The sequence below is a fragment of the Ruegeria sp. CDSB029 genome (assembly GCF_059611125.1).
In genome coordinates this window covers 65194-81364 of sequence record NZ_JBXWOX010000022.1, presented here as the reverse complement: position 1 = coordinate 81364, position 16171 = coordinate 65194, and the positions used below count along the sequence as shown (strand labels likewise).

The 16171-nt window shown below is 55.3% G+C and carries 15 protein-coding genes; 7 read left to right on the top strand and 8 right to left on the bottom strand.

The window, feature by feature from the left end; all coding sequences use genetic code 11:
• Positions 1–201: 201 nt before the first annotated feature.
• Entirely contained in the window at positions 202–885 is a 684-nt protein-coding gene (hutC, locus tag AC2FI8_RS20540) for a histidine utilization transcriptional repressor HutC (RefSeq protein ID WP_496780786.1), read from the bottom strand.
• A gap of 57 nt (positions 886–942) precedes the next feature.
• Between hutC and AC2FI8_RS20535 the strand changes: the two genes are divergently transcribed.
• Positions 943–1584 carry a HutD/Ves family protein gene (locus tag AC2FI8_RS20535; RefSeq protein ID WP_496780785.1) on the top strand — a complete coding sequence of 214 codons (642 nt, stop codon included), beginning with the start codon at positions 943–945 and terminating at the stop codon, positions 1582–1584.
• Between the two features lie 56 nt (positions 1585–1640).
• On the opposite strand, the gene AC2FI8_RS20530 is transcribed toward AC2FI8_RS20535, so the two are convergent.
• Positions 1641–2654, bottom strand: a complete 1014-nt coding sequence (locus tag AC2FI8_RS20530) for an amidohydrolase family protein (protein ID WP_496780784.1) — start codon at positions 2652–2654, stop codon at positions 1641–1643.
• A 99-nt stretch (positions 2655–2753) separates the two neighbouring features.
• Complete coding sequence (locus AC2FI8_RS20525) at positions 2754–3530, bottom strand: transporter substrate-binding domain-containing protein (RefSeq protein WP_496780783.1); 777 nt, start codon at positions 3528–3530, stop codon at positions 2754–2756.
• A gap of 123 nt (positions 3531–3653) precedes the next feature.
• Here AC2FI8_RS20525 and AC2FI8_RS20520 point away from each other — a divergent pair, with 123 nt between their 5' ends.
• Together AC2FI8_RS20520 and AC2FI8_RS20515 are read left to right on the top strand one after the other, a co-directional pair.
• Complete coding sequence (locus tag AC2FI8_RS20520; protein ID WP_496725760.1) at positions 3654–4397, top strand: amino acid ABC transporter ATP-binding protein; 744 nt, start codon at positions 3654–3656, stop codon at positions 4395–4397.
• 10 nt (positions 4398–4407) lie between these two features.
• Entirely contained in the window at positions 4408–5172 is a 765-nt protein-coding gene (locus AC2FI8_RS20515) for an amino acid ABC transporter permease (protein ID WP_496725759.1), read from the top strand.
• Here the strand turns inward: AC2FI8_RS20515 and AC2FI8_RS20510 are convergent, their stop codons facing one another.
• The gene (locus tag AC2FI8_RS20510; RefSeq protein WP_496780782.1) at positions 5173–5898 is read right to left on the bottom strand and encodes a creatininase family protein; all 726 of its coding nucleotides are present in this window, start codon (positions 5896–5898) and stop codon (positions 5173–5175) included. It abuts the gene before it with no gap.
• Between the two features lie 41 nt (positions 5899–5939).
• Here AC2FI8_RS20510 and AC2FI8_RS20505 point away from each other — a divergent pair, with 41 nt between their 5' ends.
• Both AC2FI8_RS20505 and AC2FI8_RS20500 read left to right on the top strand, forming a co-directional pair.
• The gene (locus AC2FI8_RS20505) at positions 5940–6284 is read left to right on the top strand and encodes a carboxymuconolactone decarboxylase family protein (RefSeq protein WP_496780781.1); all 345 of its coding nucleotides are present in this window, start codon (positions 5940–5942) and stop codon (positions 6282–6284) included.
• A 627-nt stretch (positions 6285–6911) separates the two neighbouring features.
• Positions 6912–8372 (top strand): sulfatase family protein, encoded by a 1461-nt coding sequence (locus AC2FI8_RS20500; protein WP_496780780.1) that lies wholly within the window; start codon positions 6912–6914, stop codon positions 8370–8372.
• 9 nt (positions 8373–8381) lie between these two features.
• Here AC2FI8_RS20500 and AC2FI8_RS20495 read toward each other — a convergent pair whose 3' ends face one another.
• The gene (locus AC2FI8_RS20495) at positions 8382–9323 is read right to left on the bottom strand and encodes a LysR family transcriptional regulator (protein WP_496780779.1); all 942 of its coding nucleotides are present in this window, start codon (positions 9321–9323) and stop codon (positions 8382–8384) included.
• A gap of 215 nt (positions 9324–9538) precedes the next feature.
• Between AC2FI8_RS20495 and AC2FI8_RS20490 the strand changes: the two genes are divergently transcribed.
• Together AC2FI8_RS20490 and AC2FI8_RS20485 are read left to right on the top strand one after the other, a co-directional pair.
• Positions 9539–9925: a hypothetical protein gene (locus AC2FI8_RS20490; RefSeq protein WP_496780778.1), complete on the top strand. Its 387-nt coding sequence runs from the start codon at positions 9539–9541 to the stop codon at positions 9923–9925.
• 73 nt (positions 9926–9998) lie between these two features.
• A complete protein-coding gene (locus AC2FI8_RS20485; protein ID WP_496725753.1) occupies positions 9999–10958 on the top strand; it encodes a LysR family transcriptional regulator in 960 nt (319 codons plus the stop codon).
• On the opposite strand, the gene AC2FI8_RS20480 is transcribed toward AC2FI8_RS20485, so the two are convergent.
• Genes AC2FI8_RS20480 through AC2FI8_RS20470 form a run of 3 tightly spaced genes read right to left on the bottom strand, consistent with a single transcriptional unit; the run spans position 10946 to position 16171 of the window.
• Positions 10946–11827 carry an amidohydrolase family protein gene (locus AC2FI8_RS20480; RefSeq protein WP_496780777.1) on the bottom strand — a complete coding sequence of 294 codons (882 nt, stop codon included), beginning with the start codon at positions 11825–11827 and terminating at the stop codon, positions 10946–10948. The two genes, AC2FI8_RS20485 and AC2FI8_RS20480, sit on opposite strands and share 13 nt — an antisense overlap.
• Positions 11824–13284: a sulfatase family protein gene (locus AC2FI8_RS20475; protein WP_496780776.1), complete on the bottom strand. Its 1461-nt coding sequence runs from the start codon at positions 13282–13284 to the stop codon at positions 11824–11826. The genes AC2FI8_RS20480 and AC2FI8_RS20475 overlap by 4 nt, the downstream gene beginning before the upstream one ends.
• Positions 13271–16171, bottom strand: a complete 2901-nt coding sequence (locus AC2FI8_RS20470) for an FAD-binding and (Fe-S)-binding domain-containing protein (RefSeq protein ID WP_496780775.1) — start codon at positions 16169–16171, stop codon at positions 13271–13273. Before AC2FI8_RS20470 ends, AC2FI8_RS20475 begins: the two co-directional genes overlap by 14 nt.

The following is a 16171-nucleotide window of genomic DNA, read 5'->3' as shown; positions in this document are numbered from 1 at the left end:
ACTGGACGGCATCGAAGTCGCCAACATGATCCGGAAGCGGCAATTCCCCAGCAATACGACGTCTGGCTTCCAGCTATACGCAGAGATCGCAGGATAGGTGTATCCAGTAAGTCGCTGACTTTGGCCGCTCCAAATGTTTGCGACAGAACCGTCTACAACAGATGCCTTTCCGAGGTTGCCACCAACGCAATGCGAATGCCATCACAGCTTGGTCGTCATTTTGTAACCAGAAGGAAAATAGAGTTTGGCATGAGTCACGTTGTTCTCCTCCAGCCAAGTGGTTCTTTCGATGGTGAACAAGGCCGTTCCTTCGTTTTCCCCCAGGAACTCCGCAACCTCCAGATTGGCGTTGGTCGCTGAAAACGTCAGTTCGATCTCGGTAAACGGAACCTCACGGACAAGCCACTCGTTTGGCCCAATTTCTTCGAACGACTGATCGCGTGCCTGAGGGATGGTCGCAAGATTGATCCAGCGCTCTTCGAACTGAAAGGCTTTGTTTGAGGCAAAGTGCATACATCTGAGATGCAGAACCTCACCCCCTTTTGGGATCTTGACCTGAGCACGCAACCAGCCGGGGGCGGCGATGACCTCGCGCTCTACAAGCGAATATCGATAGGTGGCCCCTAGGTTGGTGATTTCTTCCCGAATAAGCGGAATTGTGATCCGGGCCTGGCGCGTCGGGGCTGTTTTAACCCGTGTTCCTGCCTTGCGCTTACGCTCAAGAACGCCATCATCAACTAGTTCGCGCATTGCACGGTTTACCGTGGCCCGCGCACAGCCAAATTCCTTGGCAAGCTGAATCTCACCAGGCACTACCGCGCCGGGCGGCCAGGTGTTGTCGCGGATGCGGCCTAGGATGTTTGATTTTATATCCTGATAGCTCACCCGCACGACAAATGGCCTATAATATGTCTAAATTTATTGCATAATGTTTGTACTCGTATGCGGCGAGGGATTGCAACCGTCGGCGCGCCCAATTCGAACAACAGCAAGCATACGCAGCCTTCCTATGACCAACCCGAAATGCGAGCAGCAATGAAGCATGTCCGAACCAGAACCCTGGAGCCCATCCTGTGGAAAAACGGCATGGGGACCACGCGAGAAATTGCACGGGCAAGTGGCGAGCAGGGCGTCATCTGGCGTGTGAGCCTTGCTGACGTCGAAGCTGACGGGCCATTTTCCACATTTCCGGACATGTCTCGTATCCTGACCGTTGTCGAGGGAGATGGCTTTGATCTGGTTGGTCCGGCGACACCGTTGAACGCGCGGTTTTCCGATCCACTCAGGTTCTCAGGCGATCTGGAATTGTGGTGTCGGCTGATAGCGGGTCCAGTGCGCAATATTAATGTAATCTATGATTCTGTTCAGTGCGCTGCATCCGTGGATTGCCTGACCGGTGAGGACACTCATGAGCTCCAAGCGGGTCCGAACGAAGTTCTGTGTCTGTTTTCAGTGTACAAGGGCTGCTCTATCGACGGACACAGGGTTGAGCCCACTGAGGCTGCGATCCTTGAGGATGGCAATTTCACAGTCATCGGGCTCGAGGACAGCATTACGTTATTGGCGCGCCTCACGAACCGGTAGCGGGCAAGAGAACCTCAATCTACCATGGGAGGTAACCTAGCCGTCACGCGTTGAAATTAGCCCGGGGTGCATTTTTGCGTGCGAAGTTTCGACAGGTGGCTCAGCAATGCGTTCGCTGTTTTCCACGTCACCTGCTCCTTTTCTTCGGCGGTCAGTGCTGCCGGAACAACCGCATGAGTATAAGGATCGTCCGTGAAGATCGGATAATCCGATCCCAGCATAATTCTGTCTGCGCCCAAAAGCTTAACAGCTGCCTCCAACGCACGTGGCCCAAGCGAAGCGCAATCGTACCAGAGCCGACGCAGACGCTGGGTCGGGAACGGATCATCCGGGTTGCGATGCCGCGCAATGCTTTCTAACCGCTCAAAAATAAAGGGGAGCGTGCCGCCCAAATTAACTATCTGAAAGGAAACAGCCGGGTAAGAATCCAACAGGTCTGACATGATCATGGTCAAGGCGACCTGAGAAGCGCTGGATTGCAGTTCCACTGCGGACAGTCGATATTGCGTCAGGTCCGCAGGGCGCGGCGGCGGGTTTTGCCCGACTTTCAGACCAGGGTGCAGCATGATGTGACAGCCGTATTCGTTTGCCGCTTCCAATAGCGGTCGCAATGTGTCAGCTTCGGCCAAAGAGTTGAAATAGTTCGACGGCAAAATAATTCCAGGCAAACCCAGATCGCGACGAACACGGCGAAGCTCTGCACAGGCAATATCAAGATCATCCAGCGGAACTCCGGCCAACCCGATCAGTGCACCATCGCTATCAATTCCCAACTGGGCAAGGTGATCGTTAAAGGCAGAGATAACCGGTGCAATTTCCGTGGCGGGCAACAGATCAGCGCCAAGTGCTCCGGGGAAGGTCAGCAAGCGGTGCGTCAGTCCCTGCTTTCGCATTTCGGCCAGACACACTTGCGGGTCATGATAGGCATCGGTGAACGGAAATTCTCCATTCATCGCTGACATCACAGTGACACCATCTGTGCGTGTTCTGAGGCGAGGATGCGACTTTCGGGCGCGCAAAGTCTCGACCAGCCCACCACCGTAGTAATGGGAATGCATGTCAATGCGCATATCGGTCTCTCCTGACATCTCGATTACTGACGTAGCGCACAGAAAAGGCCCACCGATTGATTATCGCAGCGGGCCTTTTACAATGTCAAAGTCAGAACGTTACAGGCCCCATTTTGCGGCGGTCGCCGCGAAGAATCCCTGCGACTGACGCAGTTCGATCCAGCTGTTCACATAGTTGATCCATACCTGATCGCTTTGGGGCATCAGCATCGCGATCGGTGTCGGCGCACGCGCCTCATTTACTTCAATCTGACGCAGGTTTGGGAATTTTTCGAGCAGGGTCGAACCTTCGATATTCGATGTGATGAAAACATCAGCGCGCCCTGCCAGAACCTCCTGGAAACCGCGCGCCGGGGCCTCAACGACCTTGATGTCAGCGTCAGGGAACCACTCGCGGACGCTTTTCTCGAATGTCGTCCCCAAGGTGGTCGCAACCTTGACTTCCCCGTTGTTGATCGAGTCCCAATCCGAGAAGTTTTCAGCCTTTTCTTCAGTCGTAAAGGGATAGATTTCAACTGAGATATAGCTATTCGAATACCCGGCAGCTTTCAGGCGGGGCGGGCTGATAGAGGCCGAACCTGTAATGTGATAGTTCCCGGCAACGACACCGTTTACCAGGGTCTTCCAATCCGTTGCCACGAATTCAAGCTCCACGCCCAGATCTTCGGCGAGTTGGGTCATGACGTCGATATCATATCCCTTGTAGGAATTGGTTGCCGGATCCCGGACGGACATCGGGTTCCAGTCGCCGGTTGTCCCGACTTTCAGCACCCCATTGTTCAGTATGTCATTCAGAGCCGATTGGGCATTGGCCGCCCCTGTGAGCATTCCAAGTACAAGACCCGCGGCCAGGCCCATTGATTTCAGCAGCTTCATCGCTTCCTCCCCTTTTGTTCGCGCGTTCGCAACCAGATTTATGTCTGTATTTATCACATTTTGTATAGTTTTAATTTGAAGGCAAAGCTAGTCTTACGCTAACAATCTCAAAGGGGCAGGTCTATGTCAGATGCATCGCCGGTCATCACAATCCGCGACTTGAATAAGTGGTACGGAGACTATCACGCGCTCAGAGACATCAATCTGGATGTCTCGCTTGGGGAAAGAATTGTTGTATGCGGGCCTTCGGGATCCGGCAAATCAACGCTCATACGATGTGTGAATTCTCTGGAGGAGCATGATTCCGGTTCGATCACGGTCGACGGGATCAAAATGACGGACAAAAAGGCCGCCGAAGAAATCCGATCCGAGGTTGGCATGGTGTTTCAGCAGTTCAACTTGTTCCCCCACCTGACAATTCTCCAAAATCTGACGCTAGGACCAATCAAGGCACGTGGCCTGTCGAAATCGGACGCGGAAGAACGCGCCATGACATATCTCGAACGAGTCCGGATTCCTGATCAGGCGCACAAGCGGCCAACCGAACTTTCCGGTGGTCAGCAACAACGGGTCGCCATAGCGCGCTCACTTTGCATGGAGCCCAAGATCATGCTTTTTGACGAGCCCACCTCGGCGCTAGACCCCGAAATGATTTCAGAAGTGCTCGACGTGATCGTGGATCTTGCCCAAGAGGGAATGACGATGATCTGCGTCACCCACGAGATGGGGTTCGCGCGCAAGGCAGCGGACCGGATGATCTTTATGGATCAGGGCGAGGTGATCGAAACAGGTACACCCGAAGATTTCTTCGAGGCACCTAAATCAGAACGTTGCAAGCTTTTCCTCAGCCAGATCCTTCAGCACTAAGGGGTATCACATGAAACGTACAACGCTTGTCGCTCTTTGTGCGCTTGTCATTCTCGCCGGTTGTAGTTCTTCGGGCAACTGGGGATGGTACGTCGTCAACCCCTCTACAGAAACGGGTCAGAACAACATCCGATTTCTTTTGTCGGGTTTCTGGTCGACGATCAGCCTGTCGTTGATTGCCGCCGTTCTATCAATGGCCATCGGGCTTCTGGTTGCCCTGCCGGGCATGTCTTCAAACCGATGGCTGCGGTTACCAAGCAGGGTCTACATTGAATTCATCCGCGCCATACCGCTCCTGCCGATGTTGTTCTGGGTATTTTACGGATTCCCGGTTGTTCTGAAATCAATCGGTATCAATATCAGCATCGACGCGTTCTGGGGCGCGATCATCACGCTGGCCATTTCGGATAGTGCCTTCACCGCCGAGATCTACCGCTCGGGCATCCAGTCGATTGACAAGGGTCAGACCGAAGCGGCAAAAACTGTTGGCCTGAACTACCGCCAGACGATGCAGTATGTGATCCTGCCGCAGGCGATCAAGCGGATTCTACCCCCGTTGGCGAACCAGTTCATCTATATCGTAAAGATGTCCGCCTTTGCCTCGGTGATCGGGATGCAGGAGTTGACGCGCCGTGCCAACGAGTTGGTCGTGACGGAATACCGACCGCTTGAGATCTATACGCTTTTGATCTTTGAATATCTTGTTCTCGTCCTGATCATCAGCTTCTTCGTGCGCTGGCTGGAACGAAAAATGAGATCGGACGAAAGCCGCTGATCAATGAACAAAGCTGGCGAAATCCGCGGCGACGGCCTGCGCCGCGGCATTGACGAGTTCACGCCCGTGTTCGGGTCGGGCCAGTTCAGAATAGGACCCAACGCGCCCATCGGGAAAGTCGCGCCGATGTTCATCGGGCGGCCCATGGCGGTCACCCGCGTGGGCCGCGATGTACTCGGCAGAAAGCTTGCGCGGAGGACTCGTGACTCTGGCCTGAACAACGCGATGGGTGGCCTGTGTAATCGCGACCTCGGATGGGGTGGCGTGCATACCCTCCCAGTCGCCGTAATAGCCACGTCGGAGTTTGTTGACCCGGTCAAAGTCCCACCAGCTCCGAATTCGGACTGTCGCACTTACGTCGTGGGCCGCCTTCCGCAAGGGCTCAAGGTTGGCACCGTGGCCGTTCAAAACATAGATCATCGAGAATCCATGGTGGGCCAGCCCATGCATAACCTCTTTCGCCAGATCGCCGTAGAGACCGGTGCTCAGCGAGACGGTGCCCGGAAAGCTCATGTTGAACGGCGCAGGGGCGTAAGCCAGTTCGGGTGCCACTATCGCGCTAGCGATATCGGCCGCAGCCCAGGCGATCTCGCGCGCGCAAATGGCATCCGTACCGATCAGACCGATGGGTCCGTGCTGTTCGATGGACCCGGTCGGCAGAATAACTCCCTTTCGGGTTTTGAGGTATGTCTCGACCTCGGTCCAGGTCATCTCTTCCAATCGCATATTGTCAGCTAACAGAACCAGTCAAGAAAAGGAAAGACACGATGTCCTGGAGCGGATTTCTCACTGAAACAATGGAACGTATAGGCGTTTTGCAGAAACAGGCCCCGGGTATGTTCGAGGGGTTCAACTCGATGTCCAAAGCCGCCAAACGCAATGGCGCGCTGGATGAAAAGACCAAGGAGCTGATCGCCCTGGGCATTGCAATTTCGACGCGTTGCGACAGTTGTATCGGGTTTCACACCAAATCGCTTTTCCGGCTCGGCACTACCCGCGAGGAGTTTTGCGAAGCATTGGAGATGATCGGCTATATGGGTGGCGGTCCTTCGATCGCCTTTGGCGCAAAAGCGCTGGAAGCGTTTGACGAGTTCAATGGTACCGGTGCTTAGGGGCCACACTAAGGCAGCGTGCATCTTTTTCTGTCATCCGTCAGAGCTGTTGACCCACTGAACAGTACCTTCATCTGGTTTTGTTGCCAAGATTTGAGCCCGTTGAGTTGTTTGAGCACTCGCTTGTGAGTCAGGTGGCGAGCTCAGCGAACTGCTGAAATGGACAAAGTTCGGGCGTGAGTTGGCCGCTATGGATCATGTGCGACACTTCGCTTCCGTCGAGCGTTGCCGCCGCTGAAGCAATGGTCTTGAACCTGCACATGTGGCGTACCCTCTGAATGAATGGGATGTGTCGCAAACTTTTGGAAGGGCCAGTGGCGGCGATTTACTGGCACGCCTATGGTTCTGTTGCAAATTTTTGAGCATGGCGAGCTGAATCAGCGATCGTATCGGTGTTAACCGGCTAGTTCGGCAAAATGTTTGAATGGACAGACTCCAGGCGTAAGTTGCCGTTTGCGCACATGTTTTGAGAACTGGGGCAAGCCGCGGAGCTTTTGAGCCGCAGATCCAATTGAATTCCTGAGTCAAGCTGGTCAATTTCGAACCAGTTGTTTCCAATTTTGCACGAACTCGCGTGGTAGTTGCCGTTATGACATTGCGTAAATGGATTTGATCTGAGGAAACTCCATGGCAACGCCCGGCAATTTTATCTTTTTTGTGACAGACAATCATGCGCGCAACTTTCTTGGCGCAGCGGGGCATTCAATTGTGCTCACCCCGAGCCTGGACAAACTTGCCGGGCGTGGGGTTCGTTTTGAAAACGCTTACGCCGCCACAACTTTGTGTTGCCCAGCTCGCGCAGCGATCGCCACGGGCCAGTATCCTCACCAAACCAGGTTCTGGGATAACGCGACGATGTATGATGGATCAGTTAAGACCTGGCACCATCGGCTGCGCGACGCAAACGTGCCAGTCACTGCAATTGGGAAACTGCATTATCGGTCAGAGCAAGATGACAATGGGTTTGCCGAGGAAATTCACACGATGCACGTTGTCGATGGCATTGGATCCCCGCTGACGTTGTTGCGAGCAACTGAAGATGGAGTACCAAGTCGGGCGGGTCACAAGGCAATCTATGGGAATTCTGGGCCGGGAGAGACAGATTACCAGATTTATGACCGCCAGATCACCGAACGCGCAATCGACTGGTTGCGCACCAATGCCGACAACGCTGAGCCGTGGGCCTTGATCGTGTCTTATCCCAGTCCGCATCCCGCGTTCCGGGCGAAACAGGAGTTCTGGGATCTGTACCCTCCGGAAGACATGCCTTTGCCGTCCACGTGGGATGCGTCTGATCGCTATGACCATCCAGCTATGGCGTATCTTGCGTGGATGAATCAGTTGCCTCAGGGCATGGACGAAACATTCTTGCGAAATGCTTATGCCGGATACTGCGCCCTGATCACTCAGACCGACGCAGAAATTGGCAAAGTAATTGATATGGCTGAAGAACTGGGCCTGACTGACGCCACGCGGATAGCTTACACATCGGATCACGGAGAGGCAATTGGTGCTCATGGTATTCTGGGCAAGGCCAATCTGTATGAGCATTCCGCCGGTGTTCCACTAATTTTGGCTGGTCCGGGATTGCCGGAGGGTAGGGCGGTTTCAGATTGTGTCAGTCATGTGGACCTGTTCCCGACTATTTTGGATCTGTTCGACGTGCCAACCCCAAAGGACGGGGGCCTGCCGGGTTGTTCGCTTTTGCAAGTGATCAATGGCGAGCAGCCACAGAGAACGGGTTTTTCCGAATATCATGCGATGGGAAGTGTAAATTCCAGTTTCCTGATACGGCAGGGTGACTGGAAACTGATCTATCACGTCGATATGCCCGCCCAGCTTTTTAATCTGGCGACTGACCCTGATGAAGCAATCGATTTGCTGGCCGGTGGGAACACCCACCCAAAAGAGGCAGAGCTTTCGGCACTGCTGTGCGAGATGGTCAATCCCGAAGAGCTGAACGCGCTCAGCAAGGCTGATCAGTTGGCCCGGATTGATGAGTTGGGCGGCTATGACGCGGTAAGAAACTCCGGCTCCATTGCGGCCTCGCCCATTCCCGGCAAGAAAGTCAATCTGGAGAAGATCTGAGCCTGCCGATTAGTCGGCATCCAGTATCTTGTCCAATTCTTGCCTATACGCCAGAACCTCATGTCGGATCGCTTCTTTCATGAGTGCAGCGGCTCCGTCGACTTCATTGTCGACGGGGACGACGAAGCCAACAGGAATAGAATGCTGTGTATTAATGCGGCGCAGCACATGGGTTTCCCCAAGCAGGGCCTTGGAGAAAATGCCGTCCGTAATGGTCAAACTGCCGACTGCCAGCCCGATATTGATCGCGACGTCAACCGTTCCGCTTTCTTGCCGAACGTTTGGGATCAGCCCCGCGCTGTCGAACACCCGAGCAATGCGTTGACGCATGATCGAACCGCTCTCTATCAGCGACAGAGGTTCATTGGCCAAAGCCTGAACAGGAATTTCACGTTGGTCAGACAAACCATGTGTCCGAGGTAAAGTAACGCACAAGGGAAAGTCGATGATTGGCTCTCCGCGAACGCCGGCATGCACAACGGGAACCGTCGTGAGTGCAATGTCGAACATGCGCGATGCAGCCCAACGTTTGATACTATGTCGGGCCTCAACGCTGATGCTGACACGAGTGTTGGACTTGGTCTCACGGTAATAGCGGCGAACAGCGCTTGGGAGAATTTGCTCGGCCATTCGCGGAAACCCGAGTATCCGGATCGTCTGCTCCTTGGTCGCGCCATTCCGAATGGCATCGGAAATTCGCGGCAGCTCATCTACGACACTGAGCGCTCGAATTGCTTCGGGTAAAAAGGTTTCAGCTGCCTCGGTAGGGATCAGGCGCTGCCGTTCTCTGCTAAACAGTTTCAGTTCCAGATCACGCTCTAACGCCGATAGCATTCTGCTGGCCGCAGATGGCGTCAAATGCATCTTCTCAGCGACGCTTGCGATTGTCCCTGCCTGCATGACCTCAACAAACAGCCTGAGTGAGGGAATTTTGGGCATTCTGGCGGACATTTCTGAACCCTGACTTGGTGCCAATTTGGTGTGTTTTGGGAACCAACTTGCCGGAATTATTCAATCCGTGCACGAGCTAATCCATCAGCTCGTGATCCGAATTTCTTCTAACACTCATATCAAAAAGGTATTTTTGAACCGAATCCCGCGTTGATACTGTTTTTACCAAATCTGGGATCTCTGATTGGATCCGTCGGTTCGAAAGTGGGGCACAAATGAACAATGACGCAATTGCGGCCGCCAAAGAGGTCATGCATCGCCATGTGCAGGCACTGAATGCGCGTGATGCCACGGGCATATCAAAGACGCTCCACTTTCCACATTATCGATTGTCCGGCGAGGCGGTAAAGATCTGGGAAACCCCAGACAGCTATTTCAGCGATTTTAAGACGAGGGCTGGGGGCGATTGGGGCCATACCGAATGGGGGCATCTGAACGTGCTGCAATCCAGCCAAAGCAAAGTGCATTTGGACGTAATGGTGAACCGGTTCGACCACGACGGGCTGCCCTTGGTGTCTTTTCCTTCGCTGTGGGTGGTTACACGGATTGATGGTATTTGGGCGGCGCAGATGCGGTCATCGTTTGCGCAGGATCTGCGTTGATCTGATATCAGATTTTCTTCTTTCTCTGGCACGGCTATAGTGGTTTAGACTGCTTAAATTGCTAGAGTTTGATATGAACATCCGTCAGCTTCGCTATTTCATTTCAATCGTTGATCAGGGCAGTGTTTCCAGTGCCGCGAGGGTACTGCATATTGCCCAGCCCGCGTTGAGCCAGCATATCGCAAATCTGGAAGAAGAACTTACCACCGAATTGCTGATACGCTCATCACGGGGGGTCAAACCGACAAAGGCTGGCGAAGTTCTGTATCAACACGCCCGCAAGATAGTGGCGCAGATGAAGCAAGCCACCGATGACGTCCGGAAAGAGGCGGATACGCCCCGTGGTGAAGTTTCGATCGTCGTGCCGCCGATGTTGGGCGTTCACGTTGCGCCGTTGTTGTTGGAAAGGGTGGCCGAGAAGTATCCCGAGGTCGAGCTTCGAATTCTGGAGGAGCTGGCGTTGAACGTGAAAGAGATGATTGAAAACAGCCGCGTGGATCTGGGTATCCTGGCGACCCGCGAAAAAGCGTCCAAGGCTGAGTATCTGCATCTCTATACGGAACCTTTGTACTTGGTGACCCGACGCAAAGAGGGCGACAAACCCTGTTCCGGGGATGAAACCATCGATGTCAAAGCCTTGTTCTCTACGCCATTGGTCTTGAGCCAGCAGTCTCATGCTGTCCGCGAAATTGTCGAAGATGTTGCTGAAAAGATGGGTCGAGCGCTGAACTTGCGTGTCACAACAGAATCCGCCCGGCTGAGGCTTAGCTACATCCGCAGCGGTGTAACGTCGGGTGTGCTGCCGTGGCCGTCAATTGATGCACTTTGGCGCCGCGGGGAAATCTCTGCAAAACGTTTGGTCAAGCCAGATTTGATCCGCGAAGTTTACTTGACCTGGCCACGCAATCAGCCGCTGAACGCGGGATCGCGGGCCGTTCGGCAAGAGTTGCTGGATATCTGCCACGAACTGTTTGACAGCGGTATTATCCGAGGCACGTTTCGGCATGTGCAAACCGAAGGTCAGAAGCCGTAAAGGCGCGCCGGATTATCTGACAGGATTGCTTTCCGAGTTTCTGCGGATGGGGCCCAAGTCGCCAATTCATCCAACAAATCGCCGACATTGGGCATAGCGACCGGAATATGTGGGTGCGGCCAGTCGGTCCCAAAGACAACCTGATCTGGGTTCGCCGCAACCAATGCCTGCGCGACGCGTGTGACATCTTCATAAGGCAGCGTAGCCCGACCTGTGATCCGATATGCGCCTGAAAGTTTGCTCCAGGCCTTGCCTGTGCCCATCAGGGTCAACAAAGCCTGAAACCCTTCTGAATCGATGCCCCCTGCCACTGGAAAGTGCCCCATATGGTCAAAAACGGTCTGCAGCGGCAGGGTCGAGAAAAAGGCGTAAAGATCGGGGAAAGCGCTGACGTCGAGCAACACCTGAAGATGCCAGCCCATCGGCGCGATCTTGTCGGCGATAGTGCGTACTTCGGTCATCGCCTTTTCACCGCTGAACAGCAGATTGGCCCGGATTCCGCGCACGCCCTGTTCATGCATGTGCTGCAACTCATCCTCGGTGATCGAAGCGTCAACCACGACCACAGCACGGTAACGTTCAGGGTCGGTAGCCGTGGCCTCAAGCGTCGCACGATTGTCGGTGCCGTAAATGCTGGGTTGTACGATAACAGCGCGCTGAAACCCCAACGTTTTCAGCAAATGTTCATATGATGCCAATGACGCTTCCGGAGGGGTATACAATCTGTCCGGCACCATCGGGTACAGTTCTGGCGGGCCGAACACGTGGGAATGGCAATCGCAGGCCAACGGTGGCATTTTGAATTGCGGCGCGTGCGGTGCCCCATCCGGTGCCGCGCAGCTCGGGATTTCTGCGTTGGCCCCAGTCATGTCGAGGTGCCGTTTGACGCGACAAAGTCAGCGTTAACGCCCGGGGCAGGGGTTGCGCCAAACCCGCCACGTTCCAGTACCGCCTCAACACCGCCATGTTTCGCGATGATCGCCGCCTGATCAGCTTTGGCCTGACGGTCAACCGCATCCGGGTCACAAACCTTGAGCAGTTCAGTATGCAGTTGGGCACGGGTCGCTTCGTACTCGGGCGCGGTCCCCAGATCGATGACTTCACCCGGGTCGGTGTCAAGATTGAAGAGCTGTGGCTCATAGCCGGTGTAATAAATGTATTTCCACGGGCCCTTGCGGATCATGAATGCCCCCGACATGGCGCCGGCAGCATGATACTCTGAGAATACAGCGCGGTCAGGGCAATCTTCCTCAGCCGCAATCCGGAACAACGAGCGGCCGGGCAACTCAGGGTCATTGGCCTTAAGACCAGCGCACTCCAGTACGGTGGGAAAGACATCTGCCAGCGACACCGGTGTCTTGCTGATCTTGCCGCCGGGCACGTCTGGTCCGACCATGATCATTGGAATGGCGGCGGCCTCTTCGTACATGTTGGATTTGCCCCACATGCCACGCTCGCCCATGTTGTCGCCGTGGTCGCTGACATAGATGACATTTGTGTTGTCGTTCAGCCCAGCAGCTTCGATCGCATCCAGAATTCGACCAACATTGTAGTCCATGAAGCTGACCAGTCCAAAATAACCGGTCAGCGCGGCCTGTGTGCGTTCCTCATTAAAATTGTCGTAGACAAAGCAATGGCGCAGTGCCTTGAGCCAGGGGTGGTCATCCTCGCGCGCGGGTTTCGAAGGTTTGAGATCCATGTCCTTGTACAGGTCATAAAACTCCTGTGGTGCGGTCAGCGGGAAATGGGGCGCAACCATCGAGATGAAAACTGTCCATGGCTTGTCGCCCGCCTGTTCATTGCCACGCTCGGCAATCCATTCACAGGCTGCATCGGTGATGTTGCGGTCGTAGGTGGTGTAGGATGTCTCACCTGCGCCTGCGCTGTCGGCCAGATCGCGGGCTTTCCAACGGCGCGGCATTGGCTCTCGTACACATCCCAGCACGTCGCCGACACCGTTGACCAGATGCATCGGGATCTGCTGGAAATCCAACCCGACTGGGTCAGATGCGTTGCGGTAGTGCAGTTTGCCGATCGAACCCACCGGGTTACCGTTTTGCTGCAGGTAATGGCCCCATGACTTCGGCTCGCCCGTGTAAGGTGTGGCATTGTCCCAATGGCCGGTCTGATGGCCATATTTACCAGTTGCAAAACTGGCGCGTGCAGGCACGCAGATGGGCGCGTTGGTATAGGCGTTTTCGAATAAGGTGCCCCGCGCGGCCAGCCGGTCAAGATTGGGTGTCTTGATAAATGGGTGTCCGGCGCATCCCATGATGTTGGATGCGTGTTCATCAGACATCAGGACAATCATGTTAGGGGTGGTCATTGCGGCCTCCATTTTGTGCGTGCGCTTCAATCCGCGCCAAAAGTGCGGAGCTGGGATGTGCGGGTTTGACGTTGCCATACCGCCCCGTCTGGGATCGGCAGGAAAACCCGGTCGCCAAAGCGCCAGTTCCGGCAGCGTTTAAGGGTTCGCGCCAAGACATTTCGAAAAGTTGGCTAGACATGTCGCGGTGTTCGGCTTCGTGGCCGAACAGCCCAGCCATGCCGCAACACCCGGTGCTGGCGATGTCGAGCGTCAGGCCGAAATGCCGAAACACTGCTTGCCAGCGCCGGGGGGTGGCGGGGTCGGCTGTTTTCTCGGTACAGTGTGAAAACAAGGTATAGCGCCCCGTGTCATCAACGGGCATTTGGGGAAGTGAGTGCAGAATGTCAGACAGGAATAGGTCCAATGACATGACTTTTCGCGCGCCCAGATCGTATTCCTTGTTCAGCAGGTCGGTCACGGCGGGTTCAAGGCTGATCAAGGGCAGATCGTCGGGCATGACCCGCAACAAAAAAGCGGTTGTCTGATCGCGCTGCGTTTCAAAGGCATCCATCATGCCACGCACTTGCCGTGCCTTGCCATTGGCCACAGGTGGAATGGCCCAGACAGTAAATCCCAGCTTCTTCAACAGGGCTGTTGATTGCGCAACCACGCCGGTGTCGAATGCGCCAGTGAAACTGTCGAGGATCAAAAGTGCCGGATTCTGACCCCAACTCGATGGTGTCGTGTCCGGATAAACAATGCGACCCCCGGCGTTTTGCACCGCCTGTTCTGCGGTCAGCGGTGCATAGCGCGGGATATCGACAAGGCCAAATCCCCGGTTCAACACAGCCCTGGTCAAGCTGTTCCCCAACACCAGATTTGCCAGACGCGGCAGCTTGCGCAGGGCAAGCGAAAGCCCCTCCATGTGGCGCAGCAGGTGATCGCGTGCAGGGCGCGCGCGGGTCTGGAAGTACTGATGCAAAAAGGCGGATTTCATCGCCGGGATATCTACGCGGACCGGACATTGACCGGTGCAGGATTTGCAGGACAGGCACGTGTCCAGACTGCGTTTCAGCGCCTCTTCAACAAGGGCGGCATCCTCGCCGGTTGAGCGCAGACGCGCCCATTCGCGGAATAGGCTGGCGCGACCCTTGGGGGCTTGAACCTTATCGTGCGTAGCCCTGTAGGACGGGCACATTGGATCGCTAGGTGCCCAGTTGTGGCACGCCCCGTTGCCATTGCAGGCAATCGCGCGTTCGAAGGCGCCAAAGTTTTCTTCGTTGATTTCCGCATCGCGAGGGCCGCGCATGGGTACGGCGTCGATCTTCATCACCGTCAGATCGCTTTCGGCGGCTGTCACCAACTTGCCGGGGTTCAGGCGATTGTCGGGATCAAACCAAGCCTTGATCTTGCGCATCACCGCATAAAGCTCGGGACCAACATAGCGTTCAACATATTCGCCGCGCACGCCCTTGCCATGCTCGCCCCAAATCAGGCCTCCGTGTTTCTGACACAGGTCCGATACCGCGTCCGAGACTTTGCGGATCATCGCCCGATCCTGCGGCTCTCGCATGTTCAGCATTGGGCGCACGTGGACGCAGCCGACATCTGCATGCCCAAACATGCCATAAGATAACTCGAACTGATCCAGAAGCGCGCCGAATTCGGCGACAAAGGCTGACAAGTTTTCGGGCGGTACTGCGGCATCTTCGACAAAAGGCAGCCCGATCCGCTTTGTCTCAACCGCGGCCAGCAGTCCTACAGAGCGTTTGCGCATTTCCCACAATGCTGACATTTCGTCGGGTTCTGCCGTGGTCACCTGTGCTGTGACATACACGCGGTTTTGGTTCAGAATTCGGGCCAGACGTTCTTGACCGGCTGTGACCTCTTCAACCGTTTCACCGATGAACTCGACAAACAGGAACCCGCCAGCATCGCCGATCTGGCCCAGCACGCCCTCAAGCTCGCTCCACATGGGCGAGGCGGCCGCAAGGGCAAGGATCTTGTCATCCAGAAATTCTATTGCGCTTGGATCTGCCTGCACCAGATGCGGAACATGTCTGAGCGCCAAAGCGCAGTCGTCATAAGCCAGAACTGTCAGCGCCCGCTGTTTTGGAATTGGTGTCAGTCGCAGGGTCAATTGGGTGGTCAGCGCCAATGTCCCCTCTGACCCGGCCAGAAGCTTGATAAAGTCGAATTCACCCGACGTGCCGCGCGCCTGATCAAGGTTATAGCCGGTCAGCCCCCGGTTCAGCTTTGGGAAACGTCGGGCGATCTCGGCGGCCTTGTCGTCCAAGTCCTGACGCAGAGCATGTCCCATTTGACCAAGCTCCGCATCAAGTGTGCCGTGAGTGGTGACAGAGACAGGCCGCCCGTTGGCCAGAATCACATCCGCTGCGATGACATGATCAGACATGCGCCCATAGATCCGGCTGCCTTTGCCGCTGGCATCGGTGGCAAACATACCGCCGATTGTTGCCCGAGAAGACGTCGACACCGTGGGTGCAAAGAAAAATCCGTGGGGTTCGAGAAAAGTGTTGAGCTGATCCAGCACGACACCGGGCTGAACGGTGACAGTTCCTGCCTGCAGATCCAGGGTCTCGATACCCCGCATGTGGCGCGACATGTCTACAATCACACCCGCATTCAGTGATTGCCCGTTGGTTCCCGTTCCACCACCGCGTGCTGTCAGGGCAATGTCATGCTCTTGCGCCAATCGGGCCAGTATTGCGACGTCCTTGCCGGATTTGGGAAACAGGATCGCGTCGGGAGTAATGTGATAGATGCTGTTGTCCGTGGCGGCGACCAGACGAGCGCCGTCATCGTTTTCGACATCACCGGAAAATCCCTCTATGCGCAGCGCATCGAGATACCGAGACAAGGATTCGGGGGGGTGATCCAGCAT

What these genes read in the sequence shown, in the direction of transcription:
- AC2FI8_RS20480 (WP_496780777.1), bottom strand. Translation starts at nt 11,827, where the DNA reads ATGACTGGGGCCAACGCAGAAATCCCGAGCTGCGCGGCACCGGATGGG.
- AC2FI8_RS20470 (WP_496780775.1), bottom strand. Translation starts at nt 16,171, where the DNA reads ATGCTGGATCACCCCCCCGAATCCTTGTCTCGGTATCTCGATGCGCTG.
- AC2FI8_RS20490 (WP_496780778.1), top strand. Translation starts at nt 9,539, where the DNA reads ATGAACAATGACGCAATTGCGGCCGCCAAAGAGGTCATGCATCGCCAT.
- AC2FI8_RS20535 (WP_496780785.1), top strand. Translation starts at nt 943, where the DNA reads ATGCGGCGAGGGATTGCAACCGTCGGCGCGCCCAATTCGAACAACAGC.
- AC2FI8_RS20495 (WP_496780779.1), bottom strand. Translation starts at nt 9,323, where the DNA reads ATGTCCGCCAGAATGCCCAAAATTCCCTCACTCAGGCTGTTTGTTGAG.
- AC2FI8_RS20525 (WP_496780783.1), bottom strand. Translation starts at nt 3,530, where the DNA reads ATGAAGCTGCTGAAATCAATGGGCCTGGCCGCGGGTCTTGTACTTGGA.
- AC2FI8_RS20520 (WP_496725760.1), top strand. Translation starts at nt 3,654, where the DNA reads ATGTCAGATGCATCGCCGGTCATCACAATCCGCGACTTGAATAAGTGG.
- AC2FI8_RS20510 (WP_496780782.1), bottom strand. Translation starts at nt 5,898, where the DNA reads ATGCGATTGGAAGAGATGACCTGGACCGAGGTCGAGACATACCTCAAA.
- AC2FI8_RS20475 (WP_496780776.1), bottom strand. Translation starts at nt 13,284, where the DNA reads ATGACCACCCCTAACATGATTGTCCTGATGTCTGATGAACACGCATCC.
- AC2FI8_RS20530 (WP_496780784.1), bottom strand. Translation starts at nt 2,654, where the DNA reads ATGCGCATTGACATGCATTCCCATTACTACGGTGGTGGGCTGGTCGAG.
- AC2FI8_RS20515 (WP_496725759.1), top strand. Translation starts at nt 4,408, where the DNA reads ATGAAACGTACAACGCTTGTCGCTCTTTGTGCGCTTGTCATTCTCGCC.
- AC2FI8_RS20505 (WP_496780781.1), top strand. Translation starts at nt 5,940, where the DNA reads ATGTCCTGGAGCGGATTTCTCACTGAAACAATGGAACGTATAGGCGTT.
- AC2FI8_RS20500 (WP_496780780.1), top strand. Translation starts at nt 6,912, where the DNA reads ATGGCAACGCCCGGCAATTTTATCTTTTTTGTGACAGACAATCATGCG.
- AC2FI8_RS20485 (WP_496725753.1), top strand. Translation starts at nt 9,999, where the DNA reads ATGAACATCCGTCAGCTTCGCTATTTCATTTCAATCGTTGATCAGGGC.